The organism is Alkaliphilus pronyensis, assembly GCF_009017275.1.
GTDB classification, from domain to species: Bacteria; Bacillota; Clostridia; order Peptostreptococcales; family Natronincolaceae; genus Alkaliphilus_C; species Alkaliphilus_C pronyensis.
Map to the genome: position 1 here is coordinate 1 of NZ_WBZC01000007.1, position 18,649 is coordinate 18,649.

Sequence of the window (18,649 nt, forward strand, 5' to 3'; positions counted from 1 at the left end):
ACTAACGCCATTATTATATCACGAAAAAAATATATTTGAAAGTATTTTATGCAGCAAAAAAAAGCCTTATTTTAAGGCTTTAAGGGCGATATGAAAAGAATTTACTCCTAAAGATTTATGATGTTAACTACTAAAGACGGGTATTATAGTAATAATATGTTAAAATTGTGATAAATATTTAATAATTAAAAAGATTTAATAATTGTAATAAAAAAAATTATAAGGTATAATAAAATTGTTGAAATACTAAGGCTTATACAGTTAAATTATAAGAATAGTATGAATTTTTAGAACGGCATTCTGGATAATATTCTATAATTATCCTATTATTAGTTGATTATGTGTTAATTTATTAACATATATAACTATTCATTTATCTAAGGAGGAATAGTATTATGGCAAAAAACTTATTTACAGAAGAGAATTTTCAAAAGCTAAATGTAGTAATTGAAGACAACAAAGGTAAAAAAGGAGCATTAATGCCAATACTACATGAAGCCCAGAAGATTTTCGGATGCATACCTCTAGAGGTGCAGAAGGTAGTATCAGAGAAGCTAATGATACCACTAAGCGAGATTTATGGAGTAGTAACCTTCTATTCACAGTTTACTCTAGAGCCAAGGGGAGAATTTGTAATTGGTGTATGTATGGGAACAGCCTGTTATGTGAAGGAAGCCCAACCAATATTAGACAAAATAAGCCAATTGACAAATGCAAAGGTAGGAAAGACATCTGAGGATGGCAAGTTTACCTTAGAAGCCACAAGATGTATAGGAGCCTGTGGGTTAGCTCCAGTAATAACAGTAAATGAAGATGTTTATGGAAGGCTGTTATTAAAAGATGTACCAGACATTATCAAAAAATATTAGAGTAAAATAGGGAGGTATCGATAATGAAGTCCATTCATGAACTGGAGAAAATCCGTCAGTCAGCCTTAGAAAAAGTAAATTTAAGGAAGGATAGAAAGGGAACTAGAATAGTAGTTGGAATGGCAACCTGTGGAATATCAGCAGGTGCAAGGCCTGTAATGATGGCATTATTAGAAGAAGCCCAAAAAAGAAACCTTGAGGACGTAACAATAACTCAAACAGGATGTATCGGAGTATGTAGACTTGAGCCGATATTTGAAGTCTACAAAGAGGGCGAAGGAAAGACAACCTACGTAGAAATGACACCGGAAAAAGCAAAAAAAGTAATTGTAGAGCATATAGTCAATGGCAAAGTAGTAGAAGAATACACAATCGGAGCATACGAGAAATAGACAACGCGCTATAAAAAGAGTTAAAAGTTAAAAATTAAAAGTTAAGAGTTAAGAGTTAAGAGTTAAGAGTTAAGAGTTAAAAGTTAAAAATTAAAAGTTAAGAGGTAAGAGTTAAGAGTTAAAACAAAATTGAAAATTGAAAATTGAAAATGGAAAACAAGAAGACACAATTAAAAATTAAAAGTTAAAAGTTAAAAATTAAAAGTTAAGAGTTAAGAGTTAAACAAAATTGAAAATGGAAAATAGAAAATTAAAGTCAAAACCAAAACAAATTGAAACAAATATAAAAGCAAATGTTGAACCTTAAAGGCAAGTAATAAGTAATAAGGAATATGGGAAAAACCAAAAGACATTACTCATTACTAATTACTAATTGTCTTTCAATTACTCATTACTGATTACTCATTGAACTTAAAAGTAAGGGGGTTAAAAAATGGAGTTATTCAGATCCCACGTATTAGTATGTGGAGGGACAGGATGTACGTCATCAGGATGTTTAAAGATTATTGATAAAATGGAAGAAGAGCTTAAAAAGCATAATTTAGAGAAAGAGGTAAAGGTAATAAAGACTGGCTGCTTTGGATTATGTGAGGCGGGACCTATAATTATTGTTTACCCTGAAGGGGCATTCTACAGTCATATTGAAGAAAAGCATGTAGAGCAAATAGTAGAAGAGCATCTACTAAAGGGTAGAATTGTTACAAGTCTGATATTTAAAGATGCAGTAGAAGAAGGCAAGGTAAAGGCAATAGACGAAGTAGGGTTCTACAAAAAGCAGCAAAGAGTAGCTTTAAGAAACTGTGGTGTTATTAACCCAGAGGTTATAGATGAGTATATAGCCTTTGACGGATATAAAGCACTGGCAAAGGTGTTAACAGAAATGACACCAGAGGAAGTAATAGATGTAGTTAAAAGATCAGGTTTAAGAGGACGTGGAGGAGGAGGCTTCCCCACAGGCTTAAAATGGGAGTTTACAGCTAAGGCAACAGGAGATCAGAAATATGTTGCATGTAACGCAGATGAGGGTGACCCAGGAGCATTTATGGATAGATCGGTTTTAGAGGGTGATCCCCATGCAATAGTAGAAGCCATGGCTATAGCAGGATATGCAGTAGGGGCAGATATGGGTTATGTGTATATCAGAGCAGAGTATCCTATTGCAGTAAAACGTTTGCAAATAGCTATTGAAGATGCCAAGAAAATAGGACTATTAGGAAAGAATATTTTTGGCACCGATTTTAACTTCAACTTAGAAATACGCTTAGGTGCTGGAGCCTTCGTGTGTGGAGAAGAGACAGCCCTAATCAACTCTATAGAGGGTAAAAGGGGTATGCCAAGACCAAGACCACCATTCCCAGCAGTTAAGGGAATATGGAATAAACCAACACTACTAAACAACGTTGAAACCTATGCAAACATACCACAAATAATATTAAATGGAGCAGAATGGTTTGCAGGGATAGGAACAGAAAAATCTAAAGGAACAAAGGTATTTGCCCTAGGTGGAAAGATCAATAACACAGGATTATTAGAGATACCAATGGGAACAACCCTAAGAGAGGTAATCTACGAGGTAGGTGGGGGAATTCCAAACAATAAAGCCTTTAAAGCGGTACAAACAGGAGGACCATCTGGAGGATGTATTCCAGCAGAATACCTAGACACACCTATTGACTATGATAACCTAATAGAATTAGGCTCTATGATGGGTTCAGGTGGTATGATTGTAATGGACGAAGACAACTGTATGGTGGATATAGCAAGATTCTTCTTAGACTTTACAGTAGAAGAATCATGTGGAAAATGTGCACCCTGTAGAATAGGTACAAAACGAATGCTAGAATTATTAGATAAAATAACAGAAGGAAAAGGTGAAGCTGCCGATTTAGACAAGCTTGAAAATCTATCCCATACTATAAAATCAGCCTCCTTATGTGGTTTAGGGCAAACAGCACCAAATCCAGTTATATCTACACTCCATTACTTTAGGGATGAATACGAGGCCCATGTAAATGACAAAAAGTGTCCAGCTGGAGTTTGTCAATCACTTCTAAATTTCGTTATTACAGACGACTGTAAGGGCTGTACCCTATGTATTAAGGCATGTCCTGTAGATGCTATTACAGGTGAAAGAAAAGAAAAGCATATAGTAGATACGGTAAAATGTATTAAGTGTGGAGCTTGTATAGAAAAGTGTCCATTTAAAGCAATAGTAAAAAAATAACCGATAAGAGCGAAAGGAGATTATATGATGACCAATGTTTCCTTGACCATTGATGGTATAAAAGTTGAAGTACCAAGTTGTTATACTGTTTTGGAAGCAGCAAGAGAAGCAGGAGTAGATATTCCTTCCCTATGCTATTTAAAATCAATCAACGAGGTTGGGGCCTGTAGAATATGTATGGTAGAAGTGGAAGGGTCTAGAAACATTCAAGCCTCCTGTGTATTACCAGTAGCTGAGGGAATGTCAGTAAAGACAAACACCAAGAGCCTGAGGGATGTACGTAAAGCAACTCTTGAACTGATACTATCAAACCATAATAGAGAGTGTCTAACCTGTGCAAGAAATAAAAATTGCGAGCTTCAAAGCTTAGCAGAGGAGTTAAATGTAGATAAAATAACCTATGAGGGTGCAAAAACAGAACCACAAATAGACTTAAAATCTGATTCAATAATTAGAGATAATAGCAAATGTATATTATGTGGTAGATGTGTAAATATGTGTAAGGATGTACAAGAAATAGGTATCCTTGACTTTACAAATAGAGGCTTCGAAACAGAGGTTGCTCCAGCCTTCAATAAGTCAATGGCAGATGTACCATGTATTTACTGTGGACAATGTATAGTAGCCTGTCCTGTAGCTGCCTTAAGGGAAAAGGAAGATATCGAAAAGGTATGGGATGCAATAGACAATAAGGACCTACACGTGGTTGTACAAACTGCTCCAGCTGTTAGGGCTGCCCTAGGGGAAGAAATGGGATTACCTATAGGGACTAGAGTAACTGGAAAGATGGTTACTGCTTTAAAGCGTATGGGTTTTGACAAAGTTTTCGACACTAACTTCGCAGCGGATCTTACAATTATGGAGGAAGGACATGAGCTATTAGATAGAATACAGAATAACGGTGTACTCCCTATGATTACCTCATGCTCACCTGGGTGGGTTAGATTCTGTGAATTTAATTACCCAGAATTCTTAGAGAATTTATCAAGCTGCAAATCACCCCAGCAAATGATGGGGGCTATACTAAAATCCTATTACGCAGAAAAGAATGATATTGACCCTAAAAAAATCTTTGTAGTTTCAGTAATGCCATGTACATCTAAAAAGACTGAGGCAACAAGACCAGAGCTAAATGTAGATGGATTACGGGATATAGATGCTGTTATAACCACAAGAGAGCTTGGAAAAATGATAAAGCAAGCTAGAATTGACTTTAACAAACTAGAAGACAATAGCTTTGATGATGATCTATGTGGTACAGCTGGTGTTATATTTGGAGTTACAGGTGGAGTTATGGAGGCAGCCTTGAGAACAGTTGCCGACGTTCTTGAAGATAAAGACCTAGAAGAAATCGACTATAACCAAGTAAGAGGTATAAAGGAGATTAAAGAGGCTGAGGTTACACTGGGTGGAAAAACCATTAAAATAGCTGTAGTCCATGGAACAGGTAATGCAGTAAAGCTACTAGATATGGTTAAAGCTGGAGAAAAGGATTATCACTTTATTGAGATAATGGGCTGTAGTGGAGGCTGTGTAACAGGTGGTGGACAACCCCATGTTTCAGCAAAGGACAAAATGGATGTAGATGTACGTGTAGAGCGTGCTAAAGCCCTGTATGAAGAGGATAGACTTACAGAGGTTAGAAAATCCCATAAAAATGAGGCCATATTAAAGCTATATAAAGAGTATTTAGAAAAACCAAATAGCCATAAGGCCCATAAGCTTCTTCATACCCACTATAATAAAAAAGAAAAGTATCCAATAAAGAATTAGACTACAAATGTAATAAACATCTAAAAACTGAATATATTTAGTCTATAATCTGACTATCAAATTATATTTGATAGAAGGAACTGAAAAAAACTGATGGTGAAGTAATAACCGAGCCAAAGGGAAGAAGAATTTGACTGATTTTATCTGAGTAGCTTTTGTGACTCTATTTTATAAGTCTAAGCTTTCCTACCTTTAGGAGAGCTTTTTTTATTTAAAGAAAAGAGGTGTTGATATGGAAAAAAGAATTGGAGTAGTTGCAATTATCGTTGAAGAAAAAAATCAGGTGCAGGAGGTTAATAGGCTATTAAGCATCTATAGTGAAGTAATTGTAGGTAGAATGGGGGTACCCTACAAAGAAAAGGAAGTATCGATTATCTCAATCATTATAGACGGCACAACAGATGATATTGGAGGATTAACCGGTAAGCTTGGAAAGCTAGGAGGTGTAACAGTTAAAAGTGCATTAACAAAGAAGTAAAATGTCTTAAGGAGGTTGTAAAATGGATACTAATAAAATAATTAATGAAGAAAAGATTAATTATATACTACAGAGAGGAAAAGGGGTAGGGCAAAAAACAATAAGCCACATTATTGAAAAAAGTAAGGCTAGTAAAGGACTAACGATAGAAGAGGCAGCAGCTCTTCTACAGATAGAGGAGGACACCCTATTGGAGGAGCTTTTCAAGGCTGCAAAAGAGGTGAAGAATAAAGTATATGGAAAAAGAATAGTAGTTTTTGCTCCCCTTTATACCAGCAATGAATGTACCAATAATTGCACCTATTGTGGTTTTAAGGTAACCAATAAAGGCCTCCTTAGAAGGACATTAACCACTGAAGAAATAGTAAAGGAAGCAGTAGCATTAGTAAATGAAGGCCATAAAAGGATCCTATTGGTCTGTGGAGAGGATCCTAAAAAAACAAATATAACCCATATAACAGAATCACTAAAGGCTATATATAATAATACAGACATTCGTAGAATTAATGTCAATGCAGCCCCTATGTCTATAGAAGATTTTAGTCTCCTAAAGGAGGCTGGCATTGGAACCTATCAAATTTTTCAAGAAACCTATCACAGAGAAACATATAAGAAAGTCCATCCTACAGGAGCAAAAAAGGACTACGATTATCGTTTATTAGCTATAAATAGGAGCTTTGCAGCAGGGATAGATGATTTAGGAATAGGAGCATTACTAGGCTTATACGATTACAGATTTGATGTGCTGGCAACACTTACCCATGCCCAGTACATGGAAGAGGAGTTTAATGTAGGTCCCCACACTATATCAGTACCAAGGCTAAGACCTGCATACAATGCAGTAATGGAAAACAACCCATATACAATAACAGATAAAGAGTTTAAAAAAATTGTAGCTGTATATAGACTTACATTACCCTATACCGGCATTATTCTATCAACAAGAGAAACTGCAGAATTAAGGGATCAGCTATTCGACCTAGGGGTTTCTCAGGTTTCGGCTGGTTCAAAGACTAATCCTGGGGGATACCACAATAACTCAAGAGAGGCTGAACAATTTCAAACCAGCGACGAAAGAAGCCTAAAGGAGGTTATAGGGGTATTATGTGAACAAGGGCACCTTCCAAGCTTTTGCACAGCCTGCTATAGAGCCAATAGGACAGGAGAAGCCTTTATGGAATTGGCGAAGGCCTCAGAAATCCATGAGTTTTGTCAATCAAATGCGATACTAACCTTTAAGGAGCATCTTTTAGATTATGGCTATGGACTAAATGAAAAGGAGGATATGCTAATAGAAAATGCCCTTAAGGAAATCAAAAATGAAAAAATAAGAAAAATGACTATAGAAAAATTAAAGGAAATTGAAAAGGGAAAAAGAGACCTGTTCTTCTAAAGGATAAAGGTAGGTGATTATAGTGAATAGGAAGAACAACAAAGTTATAATTGTATGTGATACAACTACGGAGATGTTAATGGCGGATTCTGAGTTAAGGTCCTGTAATATAGTATTTCAGCTGGTTCCTACACCAAGTCAATATGGGTCAATATGTAGCACCTCAATTGCTTTAGAAGAAACATATAAATCCCAAGCAAAAGCAGTATTAGCTAATATTAAAATAAATTATAATATTTACCCCTATGAGGTTAAAAGGCTTACAGGATTAATGGCAGCATTAAAGAAGGAAGGCTTAACTACAGAATTTCAAGTAATAATAAATAAAATTGAGCTGGGACATGAGCTTACAAAGGAAGACATTATTATATTGCTGAATGCAAAGGAAGCCTTAGAGGTAAAAACTCTGTTTTCAATAGCAGACAGGTTTAGAAAAGAAATAGTTGGTGATGTAGTTGAGATTAGGGGGGCAATAGAGTTCTCTAATTATTGTGCTAAAAGCTGTAATTATTGCGGTATACGAAAAGGCTGCAATTCAACTAAACGCTATAGAATGAAGGAAGAAGAAATTATTGAGGCAGCGGTTGAACTCAATAGGCTTGGCATAAGAACTGTAATACTTCAATCGGGAGAGGACGACTACTACGACATTGACACAATGTGTAGTATTATAAAAAGAATTAAGCTGGAAACAAAAATGGGCATTACCCTTAGTATTGGAGAAAAAAGCCGGGAGGATTATCTGAAGCTGAGGGAGGCTGGAGCCAACAATTTTCTACTGAAAATAGAAACAACCAATAGAGAAGTATTTAAAAATATCCATCCAGACAATGACTACGATACACGTATTGAGTGTGCTAAGTGGCTTAAGGAATTAGGATATGTCAATGGGTCAGGAAATATGATAGGTCTGCCAGGACAAAAAATTGAAGATATTGCAGAGGATATACTGTATTTTAAGGAAATGGGCATCCATATGATTGGCATTGGTCCCTTCCTACCTGCTACTGATACCCCCTTTGAAAACCTACCTCCAGGCAGTGTGGATATGACCTTAAAGGCTATTGCAGTAACCCGTATTGTCTGTAAAAATGTATTTTTACCAGCTACTACTGCTTTAGCATCTATAGACCCAGATGGACAACGGAAGGCCTTAGAGGTGGGTGCAAACACAATAATGCTCATATCTACTCCAGAAAAATACAGGGCTAGCTATCAGCTATATAAAAATAAAAACATGGTGGATATAAAATCGGCTATTGAGGCAATAAAAAATGCCAATAGAAGGCTGCCAAAGTATTTAAAGCTAACAGAAAAGGAGGAGCTATAATGAATGAAACACCAAGAGGAAACAGACTTCATATTGCCATATTCGGAAGAAGAAATACAGGAAAATCAAGCCTTATAAATGCCTTGACAAATCAAGATATAGCACTGGTTTCAGAGGTGGCGGGAACAACTACTGATCCTGTATATAAATCTATGGAGATTCTTCCGATTGGGCCTGTGTTAATTATTGATACCGCAGGAATAGATGATGAAGGCTTAATAGGTAATTTAAGGATACAAAAAACAAAAGCTGTTCTTAAAAAGACTGATGTTGCAATAATAGTTACAGAGGCAAATAAAGGAATAGGGCCATATGAAGAGGAGCTAATTAACCTGATGAAGGAGAAGGCTATTCCATTTTTGCTTGTTAATAATAAAATAGATATAGAAGATTCAAATCAAAACCATAAGGACTATGGTAATATACCTACAGTAATGGTTAGTGCATTATATAACGAAGGGATTGAAGAGCTTAAAAGCAAAATAATTGAAATAGCCCCTACAACGGGGGAAAAGCCACTTTTAAGGGGTTTGATTAAAGCAGGGGATATGGTGCTACTGGTAACACCAATTGATGCTGCAGCTCCAAAGGGTAGAATGATATTACCACAAGTACAGGTAATAAGGGCTATACTAGATGAAGATGCCTTTATGACCATTTGTAAAGAGACCGAGCTAGAGGATACCTTAAATCATCTTAAAGGTTCTCCAGATTTGGTTATTACAGATTCCCAAGCCTTTCAAGAGGTTAATGAAAGGCTATCTAAAAATATACCACTAACCTCATTTTCTATTATATATGCCAACTATAAAGGAGATTTAAAAGCATTAGTTGAAGGCTTAAATGGAATTAAGGGCTTAAAGAATGGTTCTAAAGTATTAATTGCAGAAGGCTGCACCCATCACAGACAGGATGGTGATATAGGAACTGTTAAAATACCTAGGTGGTTAGAGGATATTAGTGGAAAAGCATTAGATTATCAGTGGGTTACAGGAACAGACTTTCCTGATGATTTAGAGGGCTATAGTCTAGTAGTCCATTGTGGCTCATGTATGCAAAACCGTAAAGAAATGCTTAATAGAATTAAAATAGCAAAGGAATATGGGGTACCCATTGTTAATTATGGAGTATTGATTTCCTACGTTACTGGCATATTGGATAGAACCATAGAACCCTTTAATTTGAGTTTGAATTTCCCAATATAAATGCTATAATTATCTCAATAACTACAAATGCTTATGATTATTTCCCAGCTATTGGATTGCTGCCAGTTCATATTGGGGGCTGGCTTTAATCACCTATTGTGGGGGATGGGGTGACTAGATGAAGGATAAATGTTTACGAAAAATTAATTACATGAGAATATCAATTACAGATCTATGTAACTTAAGGTGTCAATACTGTATGCCTGAAGCAGGAATTAAAAATAAAAAAAGACATAAGGATATCTTAACCTTTGAAGAAATAGTAACCATTGTTAAAGAGGCTGCTGATTTAGGTATAAACAAAGTTCGGATAACAGGGGGAGAGCCCCTAGTTAAAAAAGACATTATTAGATTAGTAGAAGCTATAGCTAAAATAAAGGCTATAGATGACGTTGCCATGACTACAAACGGATTGCTATTAAAGGGAATGGCATTAGACTTGAAAAATGCAGGCTTAAACAGAGTAAATATTAGTATTGATTCCCTTAAGCCCAATAGATATAAAGAAATAACTAGAGGCGGAAATTTAAATGATGTACTTGATGGAATACAGGAAATACAAAGGTTAAAAATTACACCCCTAAAGCTAAATACAGTTGTTATAGGTGGTTTCAACGAAGATGAAATACAGGATTTTGCCAATCTAACTTTAACCCATAATTTAGATGTAAGGTTTATAGAGCTGATGCCAGTAGGAGAAGCCAGCCGATGGACTAAAGAAAGATTTATATCAAACGCTGAAGTTAAAAGTAGAATAGACAATCTATCACCTGTATATGATGATGCCAATGGTCCTGCAGATTATTACTCATTACCAGCAGCTAAAGGGAGAATAGGGTTTATATCCCCCATAAGCAGTTGTTTTTGTAGTACCTGTAATAGAATACGTTTAACCAGTGATGGAAAAATAAAACCCTGTCTCCACAGCAACCAAGAAATTGATATTAAAAAAATAGTTAAAGGAAATCCAGAGAGGATAAAAGAAGCCATTAAGTTTGCAATACAAGCAAAGCCTGAAAAACACTATTTGTTTACCAGCAACCACCAATTAGGCCATAGAAGCATGTGGCAAATAGGGGGTTAAAGGTTTTTGTATAAAGAATAATAATGGAAAAGCAGGAATAAACTTAATTAGGAGGGGTTATAAAAATGGTTAAGAGAAATAAAATCCATTTTTTTTTGTTTATTCTTTTAGCTTTGTTTATCTGTATAGGTCCATATTATTTTGCAAATTATAAACCAACGGAAATAACCTTAGAGGAAAACACCGATAGCCTCAAATGGAAAGGTGTTATTAGTTTTTGGGATTATCCAAGATTAGATAAAAAAACTGGTGGTCAATACAATTGGATTAGGGAAAAGATTAAAAGCTTTGAAAAGAAGCATCCAGGAGTATACATAGATTTTCACCCCATAGATTGGGAAAAGGGCTCAATAAAGCTAGAAAATGCATTAAAGCTGGGAAGCCCACCTGACATTATCCCAGTTGGGAGTGATTACAGCATTATTGCAAGCGGTATATTAGAGCCTTTAAATATCCATTTGTCAACAGAGGAGATAAAAGACTTTGATGAGGTGGCTATAAAGACGGTAACATTTAATGGTGAAATTTTAGCAGTGCCGTGGATGATGACTACATATACTTTAATTCTTAATCTTGATATGTTTAAAGAAAGAGGAGTAGAGCCTCCTGTAGATGGCATTTGGACCTATGAGGAATTTATTGAAAAGCTTCAGCGATTAACCTTTGACAGTAAGGGAAGAGGTAAAATAGATCATTATGGCTTTAATAGCTTTATAAAGGAAGGATATTATAATACCTGGGGTATTATTTTAAGTGATGGAGGAAGGATTATAGATAACCAGTTGAACTATGTCTTTAATGATAAAGCTGCCTATTCAGGGGTTGGTAAGCTACTGGATATGAAGCATAAATACGCAGTTGTTCATCCTGCATTCGGAGAAAACACTTCAAATCAAGCCTGGACTTCCTTTTATAGGGATCAAAATGTAGCAGTTATTCCAACTGGAACATGGGCATTTAATGTGCTGGATAGATTAAAACAAGAGGGTAAAGGCTTTGAATATGATGTAGCCCTATTCCCAATCGGTGAGTTGGGTAAGCCTGTAACCATGAGTAATTCTATAGGCTCCTATGGAATAGCTAAGCAGGAGGATAAAGAAAAGCTTCAAATGTGTGTTGAACTCTTAAAATATATAGTTACGGAAGAAAATCAAAGTCAGCTAGATAGGTTAGGGGTATTTCCAGTAAAGAAGTCCGTTGGCAATATATATGCTAATAATTCTAAAATGTCTACTATCTATGAATCCTTGAAGAACACTGTAATTATTCCTCCACATCCATATTGGAATGAGATTGATGAAGCTATTCAAAAACAGCTACAACAAGGCTTGCTGGGTAAAAAGGATTTAAACCAGATTTTACAGGATGCAGAAGATAATGTAACCTCACTAATACAGCTAAAATCTAGGCATTGATGGATTTACGAATTGACCGTATCCATAAAAAAGGATATACTTTTAGAAAAGACAAAGAAGCTAATCATTAGCTAATCTAAGGAGTGAATTACATGGATAAATTAGCACTTAAGGAAGAATTCTTAAGATTTATGAAGCCAGAGGCAGTTTTAATGGATGAACCTATGAAAAAACATACATCCTTTAAGATTGGTGGACCAGCTGATTTACTACTAATGCCAACCTCAATTGAAGAAATCAAGAGAATTATTGATATATGTAATATTAGAAAAGCACCATACTTTGTTATGGGAAATGGTTCAAATTTACTGGTTACCGATAGGGGTATCCGCAAGGTAGCTATAAAAATAGCCGATAACTTTAATGCTGTTAACATAGTAGGCACAAAGATAATTGCACAAGCAGGGCTTTTATTATCAACCCTTTCAAATAAAGCATTAAAAGAAAGCTTAAGTGGGCTAGAATTTGCAAGTGGTATACCTGGAACATTAGGTGGTGCTGTAGCCATGAATGCAGGAGCATATGGTGGGGAAATGAAGAACGTAATTACCTCCTGTAAAGTCTTAGATAGGGAAGGTAAAATAAAGATACTTCCAATAGATGAAATGGAGATGGGTTATAGGACAAGCATGGTGCAAACCCAACACTTAATTGTTTTAGAGGTAGAGATGCTATTAGAGAAAAAAGACTATAGTATAATTAAGGATAAGGTTGACGAATTGAATATGCAAAGAACAACAAAGCAGCCACTACATCTACCCAGTGCAGGAAGCGTTTTTAAGCGGCCAGAGGGAAATTATGCTGGAAAGCTTATACAGGATTGCAATTTGAAGGGATATAGAATAGGCGGTGCCCAAGTATCAGAGCTACATAGTGGCTTTATTGTCAATGTTGGCAATGCTTCAGCAGAGGATGTAATCAATTTAATTAAACACATACAGACAGAGGTGAAGTCAAAATTCAACATCCAGCTGCAAACAGAAGTAAAAATTATGGGAGAAAACTAAAGGAAAAAAAGAGGAGCTAAAACTATGAGAGTTGTAATAATTACAGGATTATCAGGAGCGGGTAAGAGCCAAGCTGTTAAGCATATGGAGGATTTTGGCTACTACTGCGTAGATAATCTTCCCCCCATTCTTATACCTAAATTTATTGAGCTATGCAATCAAACCCACGGTAAAATAGATAAAATTGCATTAGTTATAGATATAAGGGGCGGTTTATTTTTTGAAGACCTCTATGAAAGCCTTGATAATATTGAAGAGTTAGGCTATCAATATGAAATACTATTTTTAGATGCAAGTGATGAGGTATTGGTAAAGCGTTTTAAGGAAACTAGAAGAAGCCACCCTATGTCACAGGAGGGCTCAATAGGGGAAGGCATAGTTAAGGAAAGAGGAAAGCTTAAGAAGCTTAAGAAAATGTCAGGGCATATTATAGATACAACGAGACTTTTACCCTATCAATTAAAGGAAGAGCTTAAAAACATATACCTAGAGGGTAATGAGTCTAATAATTTAATGATTTCTATTTTATCCTTTGGCTTTAAGCATGGAATACCACTTGATGCCGATTTAGTGTTTGATGTTAGATTTTTACCTAACCCATATTATATTGAAGAGCTAAGGGATTTAACAGGAAATGATGAAATTGTTAGAGACTATGTAATGAACTCACAGGTAAGTGTGACTTTTTCTAAAAAGCTATTAGATTTAATAACCTTTTTAATTCCTCAGTATATTAAAGAGGGTAAAAATCAATTGGTAATAGCCATTGGCTGCACAGGTGGACGGCATCGTTCAGTCACCATAGGTCATCTTTTATATCATCAATTAAAGAAAAATGGTAATCGTGTAATTATTAATCATAGAGACTCCCTTTTAAAGGAAAGGAAAAAGGATTAATATGAGATGGATTGAGGGGATTCAACCAAATCTCAAAAATAAAAAATGGGTTTTCTTAAGCTTACTAGGTATTGTTTTATTATCTATTTCCATTGCATCCTTAATGGTTATAATTAAATTTGCGTTACCTTTAACCATAACAGTACCTATAGGTTTATTTGGACTTGCCATAACCCTTTATGGAATAACTAAGGGATTTACAGTAGCTAATCCTTTAGGAATTAATCATGATCAGAATGAAAGAAAAATCCGTAATAGAGGGCCTAAGGTTGTAGTAATAGGTGGTGGTACTGGCCTATCGGTTTTGCTAAGGGGATTAAAGCTATTTACCTCCAATATAACAGCAATAGTTACAGTTGCAGACGATGGTGGAGGCTCAGGAAAGCTTAGAGAAGATTTGGGTATGCTACCGCCAGGAGATATTCGAAACTGTATTTTAGCATTAGCTGAGATGGAGCCCACTATGGAAAAGCTATTACAATATAGATTTGAAGAGGGAACATTAAAGGGACAAAGCTTTGGTAATTTGTTAATAGCAGCAATGGATGGAATCAGTGATAAATTTGAGGATGCGATAAAAAGCATAAGTGAAGTATTAGCTGTAACAGGTAATGTATTACCGGTGACCTTAGAGAATGTAACCCTGTATGCTAAGCTTGAAAATGGAAGAATTATTAAAGGTGAATCAAATATTCCTATAAAAAGTCTTGAAGATAAAAGTCCTATTGAAAAGGTGTTTATAAAGCCAAAAGAATCTGAGGCGGTGAAGGATGCAATTAAGGCAATACACCAGGCTGACATAGTAATTCTAGGACCTGGAAGCCTTTATACCAGTATAATTCCTAACCTGTTAATACAAAATATAAAAAATAGCCTTTTAAAAACCGAGGCATTAAAGGTGTATATACCAAATGTAATGACTCAACCTGGAGAGACAGATGATTATTCTGTAACAAGACATGTTGAAGCAATATTAGGCCATTGTAAACAGTTGGAGATAGATTATGTAATAGCTAATAAAGGGTCAATTCCTGCAAACATTAGCCAGAAGTATAAGCAAGAGGGTGCTAGCTTAATTAGAATTTCTGATGTAGACTATAGAATACTAAAGGATATGGATATAGAGGTAATTGCCGACAACCTAATTGAAATAAAAAAGGATTATGTAAGACATGATGCAATAAAGCTGTCTAAGATTATAGTAAATCTAGTACTTAGGAGAAAGCTATCAAAAGGAAAAAAAGGCTTTATACAATACGTATACATGAAACGTGTTTTAAAGGGTGAAATTAAATAAAGATTATGAAATTTTTAGTTTCATAAAGGATTTTTGTTTAGCTCTGTAGAAGTTATAATGTACGAAAAAATTTTAACACGTCAAATTTTTTAATAATTGATAGGAGGAATATGTATGCACAACAGAAAAGCTGAGCCCTACAAGATTAAAATGGTAGAACCAATTAGACTTATACCTAAGGAAGAAAGAGAAAAAAGGATTATTGAGGCAGGATACAATCAATTTGCATTAAAGTCAGAGGATATATACATCGATTTGTTAACCGATAGTGGTACAGGTGCAATGAGTGATTGGCAATGGTCAGGTATTATGATGGGTGATGAATCCTATGCAGGCAGCAGAAGCTTTTACAATTTAGAGAATAGTGTAAATGATATTATTGGCTATAAGTACTTTGTTCCAACCCACCAGGGTAGAGGTGCAGAAAATGTATTGTTTCCACTATTAATTAAGCAAAAAGGTCACTATGTTCTAGGTAATATGCACTTTGATACAACTAAGGCCCATATTGAGTTAAAGGGTGGAAGAGCCATAAACCTTGTTATTGAAGATGCCTATGATACAGAAAAGGAGCATCCCTTTAAAGGTAACTTTGATTTAGAAAAGCTTGAGCTTTTCATAAAGGAAAAGGGAGCTGAAAATTGTTCCTTTGTACTAATAACTGTAACCTGTAATAGTGCTGGTGGTCAACCAGTTTCAATGGAGAACATTAAAGCTGTAAAGGAAATTGCTGATAAATACGGACTTAGGGTTTTCTTCGATGCTGCAAGATTTGCAGAAAATGCTTACTTCATAAAAAAGCGTGAGGCTGGCTACGAGAATAAGTCAATAGCAGAGATTATTGTTGAAATGTTCAGCTATGGCGATGGCTTGACTATGAGTGCTAAAAAAGATGGTATTGTAAATATGGGTGGAATGGTTGCCATTAGGGATGATGAAGAGCTATATACAATGGTACGTTCTATGGTTGTACCTATTGAAGGCTTTCCAACATATGGAGGTCTATCTGGAAGAGACATGGAGGCACTGGCCCGTGGCTTAAGGGAGGTTGTAGAGGAAGATTATCTTGAGCATAGAATCGGTCAGGTAGAGTATTTAGGACAAAGACTAATTGATGCAGGTATACCTATACAAAGACCTGTTGGAGGACATGCAGTGTTCGTTGATGGAAAGAAATTCTGTCCCCATATACCATACTACCAGTTTCCAGCACAAGCAGTATGTGTTGAGCTATATAAGGAAGCAGGAGTAAGGGCAGTTGAGATAGGTTCATTCCTTTTAGGTAGAGACCCTGAAACTGGAGAGCATTTAGAATCACCAATGGAATTGCTTAGACTAACCATACCGAGAAGAGTTTATACAGATAGACATATGGATGTAGTAGCAGATGCACTAATTGAGATATGGAAGCGTAAAGAAGCCTTAAAAGGCTTTGATTTTGTTTATGAGCCAGAGGTTTTAAGACACTTTACAGCTAAGCTGAAGCCAGTAGAATAAGTAAAAGGGGCTGTTTCACTAAGTAATTGGTGCACAGCTCCTTATTTTTATGAAAAATCTTATCTCAGCTGCATTTCTATACTCCACCTCTTAAGCACATATCTCCCCTTTGGTGGAAACTTAGCTATATCAAAGAAATTAAAATATCTAATTTGTCAATAAGTTAGTTGTCAATTACTCATTTGGATTGAAATAAAAAGCTTATTATGATAATTTATTTATAGAACAATTTTATTTTGTAGCTTTATAAAAAATAAAATATATATTATAGCTTAGCCAAAGAATAGTTGATATAAGGTAACATTAGATAGGAATGACAAAGGAGTGGACGTGGTGCGACAAGAGATTAGTTCAGGAGGTGTTGTTATATTTGGTAATGCCATTCTGATGCTTAAAAAATATAATGGAGACTGGGTACTGCCTAAAGGCAAAGTAGAAGAAGAGGAGGATTATAAACAGACTGCTGTTAGAGAAGTATTTGAAGAAGCAGGCGTAAAGGTTGAAGTATTAAAATATTTAGGTAAAATACACTATACCTTTAAAAATAATTGGGAAGAAAACGATCAAATTAGTAAAACAGTACATTGGTTCATGATGCAAGCTAGGAGTATTTACTGTAATCCACAAAAAGAAGAGGGATTTATTGAAGCTAAGTTTGTTCATATTAACCGTGCTGTAGATTTAGCAAAGTACGCTGATGAAAAAAGGATTATTAGAAAAGCAATAGAGGAGTATAATATATTATCAACATAAAGGGTAGTGATAGCTATGTCTTTTTCATCAAAAGCAAAGGGAGAGCTGGCAAGAATAAATGAAGCAGCAAGGTGCTGTCAATTGGCAGAATTAGCCGCATTAATAAGAATGAGTGGAACATTACAGCTGGCTGGCAGGCAAAAGCTTAACTTAATTATAGTTACTGAAAATCCTGCCATAGCCCGTAAGCTCTTTAAGCTTATTAAGGATGTTTTTTCAATTCATACAGAGGTTATGGTTAGAAGAAATCCAAGACTTAAAAAAAATAATATCTATTTAATAATTATTACCCATCAAATGGGAAGTGAATTAATTCTTAAAGAGGTTGGTATATTGAGGAAGGATAAGGAATCCTTTGATATAACCTATGAAATCCCAAAGGCAATTGTTGAAACCCAATGCTGCAAAAGAGCATATTTAAGGGGCGCTTTTTTAGGAGGGGGCTCAGTAAGTGATCCAGAAAAGACCTATCATTTTGAATTTGTAACAAATAGTCGTGAGCATAGCGAAGCATTAAAAGGACTAATGGAGGACTTTTCATTAAATGCCAAGGTAATACAAAGAAAAGGTAGCTATGTGGTGTACCTGAAGGAGGGAGACCAAGTAGTAGACCTTCTCAATATAGTAGGAGCCCATACAGCCCTTCTTAATCTTGAAAATGTAAGGATTATGAAGCAAATGAGAAATGACATAAATAGAATTGTCAATTGCGAAACCGCAAATTTAAGTAAAACAGTAAATGCCTCCATAAGGCAAATACAAAATATCGAGGAAATAAAAGAAACGGTGGGCTTAAGCAAATTGCCAAGCAATTTAAGGGAAATTGCAGAGTTAAGATTAAAGCATCAAGATGCAAGTCTAAAAGAGCTAGGACAAATGCTGAACCCACCAATTGGGAAGTCAGGTGTTAATCATAGACTAAGAAAGATTCAAGAATTTGCTGAGAGATTGAGTAGTAAAGCACCATAGAGAGGGCTTTTCTACAATCTGACGCCATAGATAAGCTATGGTGTTTTTTTGTGCGACAGGCAGTCG

The 18,649-nt window shown here is 35.5% G+C and carries 16 protein-coding genes; all 16 read left to right on the forward strand.

Annotation, left to right across the window (positions count from 1 at the left end; translation table 11 throughout):
• The first annotated feature begins 395 nt into the window (after positions 1–395).
• The 16 genes from F8154_RS02000 (at position 396) to whiA (ending at position 18,583) form a co-directional block, all read left to right on the forward strand.
• The gene (locus tag F8154_RS02000; RefSeq protein WP_151859920.1) at positions 396–869 is read left to right on the forward strand and encodes an NADH-quinone oxidoreductase subunit NuoE family protein; all 474 of its coding nucleotides are present in this window, start codon (positions 396–398) and stop codon (positions 867–869) included.
• A 23-nt stretch (positions 870–892) separates the two neighbouring features.
• On the forward strand, positions 893–1,261 hold the full coding sequence (locus F8154_RS02005) for a (2Fe-2S) ferredoxin domain-containing protein (protein ID WP_151859921.1): 369 nt from the start codon (positions 893–895) through the stop codon (positions 1,259–1,261).
• A gap of 433 nt (positions 1,262–1,694) precedes the next feature.
• Complete coding sequence (nuoF, locus tag F8154_RS02010; RefSeq protein ID WP_151859922.1) at positions 1,695–3,485, forward strand: NADH-quinone oxidoreductase subunit NuoF; 1,791 nt, start codon at positions 1,695–1,697, stop codon at positions 3,483–3,485.
• Positions 3,486–3,512: 27 nt separating this feature from the next.
• The gene (locus F8154_RS02015) at positions 3,513–5,258 is read left to right on the forward strand and encodes an NADH-dependent [FeFe] hydrogenase, group A6 (protein ID WP_151859935.1); all 1,746 of its coding nucleotides are present in this window, start codon (positions 3,513–3,515) and stop codon (positions 5,256–5,258) included.
• Positions 5,259–5,490: 232 nt separating this feature from the next.
• The gene (locus F8154_RS02020) at positions 5,491–5,736 is read left to right on the forward strand and encodes a TM1266 family iron-only hydrogenase system putative regulator (RefSeq protein ID WP_151859923.1); all 246 of its coding nucleotides are present in this window, start codon (positions 5,491–5,493) and stop codon (positions 5,734–5,736) included.
• 22 nt (positions 5,737–5,758) lie between these two features.
• Positions 5,759–7,129 (forward strand): [FeFe] hydrogenase H-cluster radical SAM maturase HydG, encoded by a 1,371-nt coding sequence (hydG, locus tag F8154_RS02025; RefSeq protein WP_151859924.1) that lies wholly within the window; start codon positions 5,759–5,761, stop codon positions 7,127–7,129.
• Between the two features lie 22 nt (positions 7,130–7,151).
• Positions 7,152–8,459, forward strand: a complete 1,308-nt coding sequence (gene hydE, locus F8154_RS02030) for a [FeFe] hydrogenase H-cluster radical SAM maturase HydE (RefSeq protein WP_151859925.1) — start codon at positions 7,152–7,154, stop codon at positions 8,457–8,459.
• Positions 8,459–9,664 (forward strand): [FeFe] hydrogenase H-cluster maturation GTPase HydF, encoded by a 1,206-nt coding sequence (hydF, locus tag F8154_RS02035; RefSeq protein ID WP_151859926.1) that lies wholly within the window; start codon positions 8,459–8,461, stop codon positions 9,662–9,664. Before hydE ends, hydF begins: the two co-directional genes overlap by 1 nt.
• 118 nt (positions 9,665–9,782) lie before the next feature.
• Positions 9,783–10,748, forward strand: a complete 966-nt coding sequence (gene moaA / locus F8154_RS02040) for a GTP 3',8-cyclase MoaA (protein WP_151859927.1) — start codon at positions 9,783–9,785, stop codon at positions 10,746–10,748.
• A gap of 65 nt (positions 10,749–10,813) precedes the next feature.
• Positions 10,814–12,163: an extracellular solute-binding protein gene (locus F8154_RS02045; RefSeq protein WP_151859928.1), complete on the forward strand. Its 1,350-nt coding sequence runs from the start codon at positions 10,814–10,816 to the stop codon at positions 12,161–12,163.
• A gap of 92 nt (positions 12,164–12,255) precedes the next feature.
• Positions 12,256–13,170 carry a UDP-N-acetylmuramate dehydrogenase gene (gene murB, locus F8154_RS02050; protein WP_151859929.1) on the forward strand — a complete coding sequence of 305 codons (915 nt, stop codon included), beginning with the start codon at positions 12,256–12,258 and terminating at the stop codon, positions 13,168–13,170.
• Positions 13,171–13,194: 24 nt separating this feature from the next.
• Positions 13,195–14,067 carry an RNase adapter RapZ gene (rapZ, locus tag F8154_RS02055; protein ID WP_151859930.1) on the forward strand — a complete coding sequence of 291 codons (873 nt, stop codon included), beginning with the start codon at positions 13,195–13,197 and terminating at the stop codon, positions 14,065–14,067.
• 1 nt (position 14,068) lies between these two features.
• The gene (locus tag F8154_RS02060; RefSeq protein WP_151859931.1) at positions 14,069–15,364 is read left to right on the forward strand and encodes a gluconeogenesis factor YvcK family protein; all 1,296 of its coding nucleotides are present in this window, start codon (positions 14,069–14,071) and stop codon (positions 15,362–15,364) included.
• 114 nt (positions 15,365–15,478) lie between these two features.
• A complete protein-coding gene (locus F8154_RS02065) occupies positions 15,479–16,861 on the forward strand; it encodes a tryptophanase (protein ID WP_151859932.1) in 1,383 nt (460 codons plus the stop codon).
• Positions 16,862–17,194: 333 nt separating this feature from the next.
• Complete coding sequence (locus F8154_RS02070; protein WP_151859933.1) at positions 17,195–17,614, forward strand: NUDIX hydrolase; 420 nt, start codon at positions 17,195–17,197, stop codon at positions 17,612–17,614.
• A gap of 15 nt (positions 17,615–17,629) precedes the next feature.
• Positions 17,630–18,583 carry a DNA-binding protein WhiA gene (gene whiA, locus F8154_RS02075; protein ID WP_151859934.1) on the forward strand — a complete coding sequence of 318 codons (954 nt, stop codon included), beginning with the start codon at positions 17,630–17,632 and terminating at the stop codon, positions 18,581–18,583.
• Positions 18,584–18,649 lie beyond the last annotated feature (66 nt).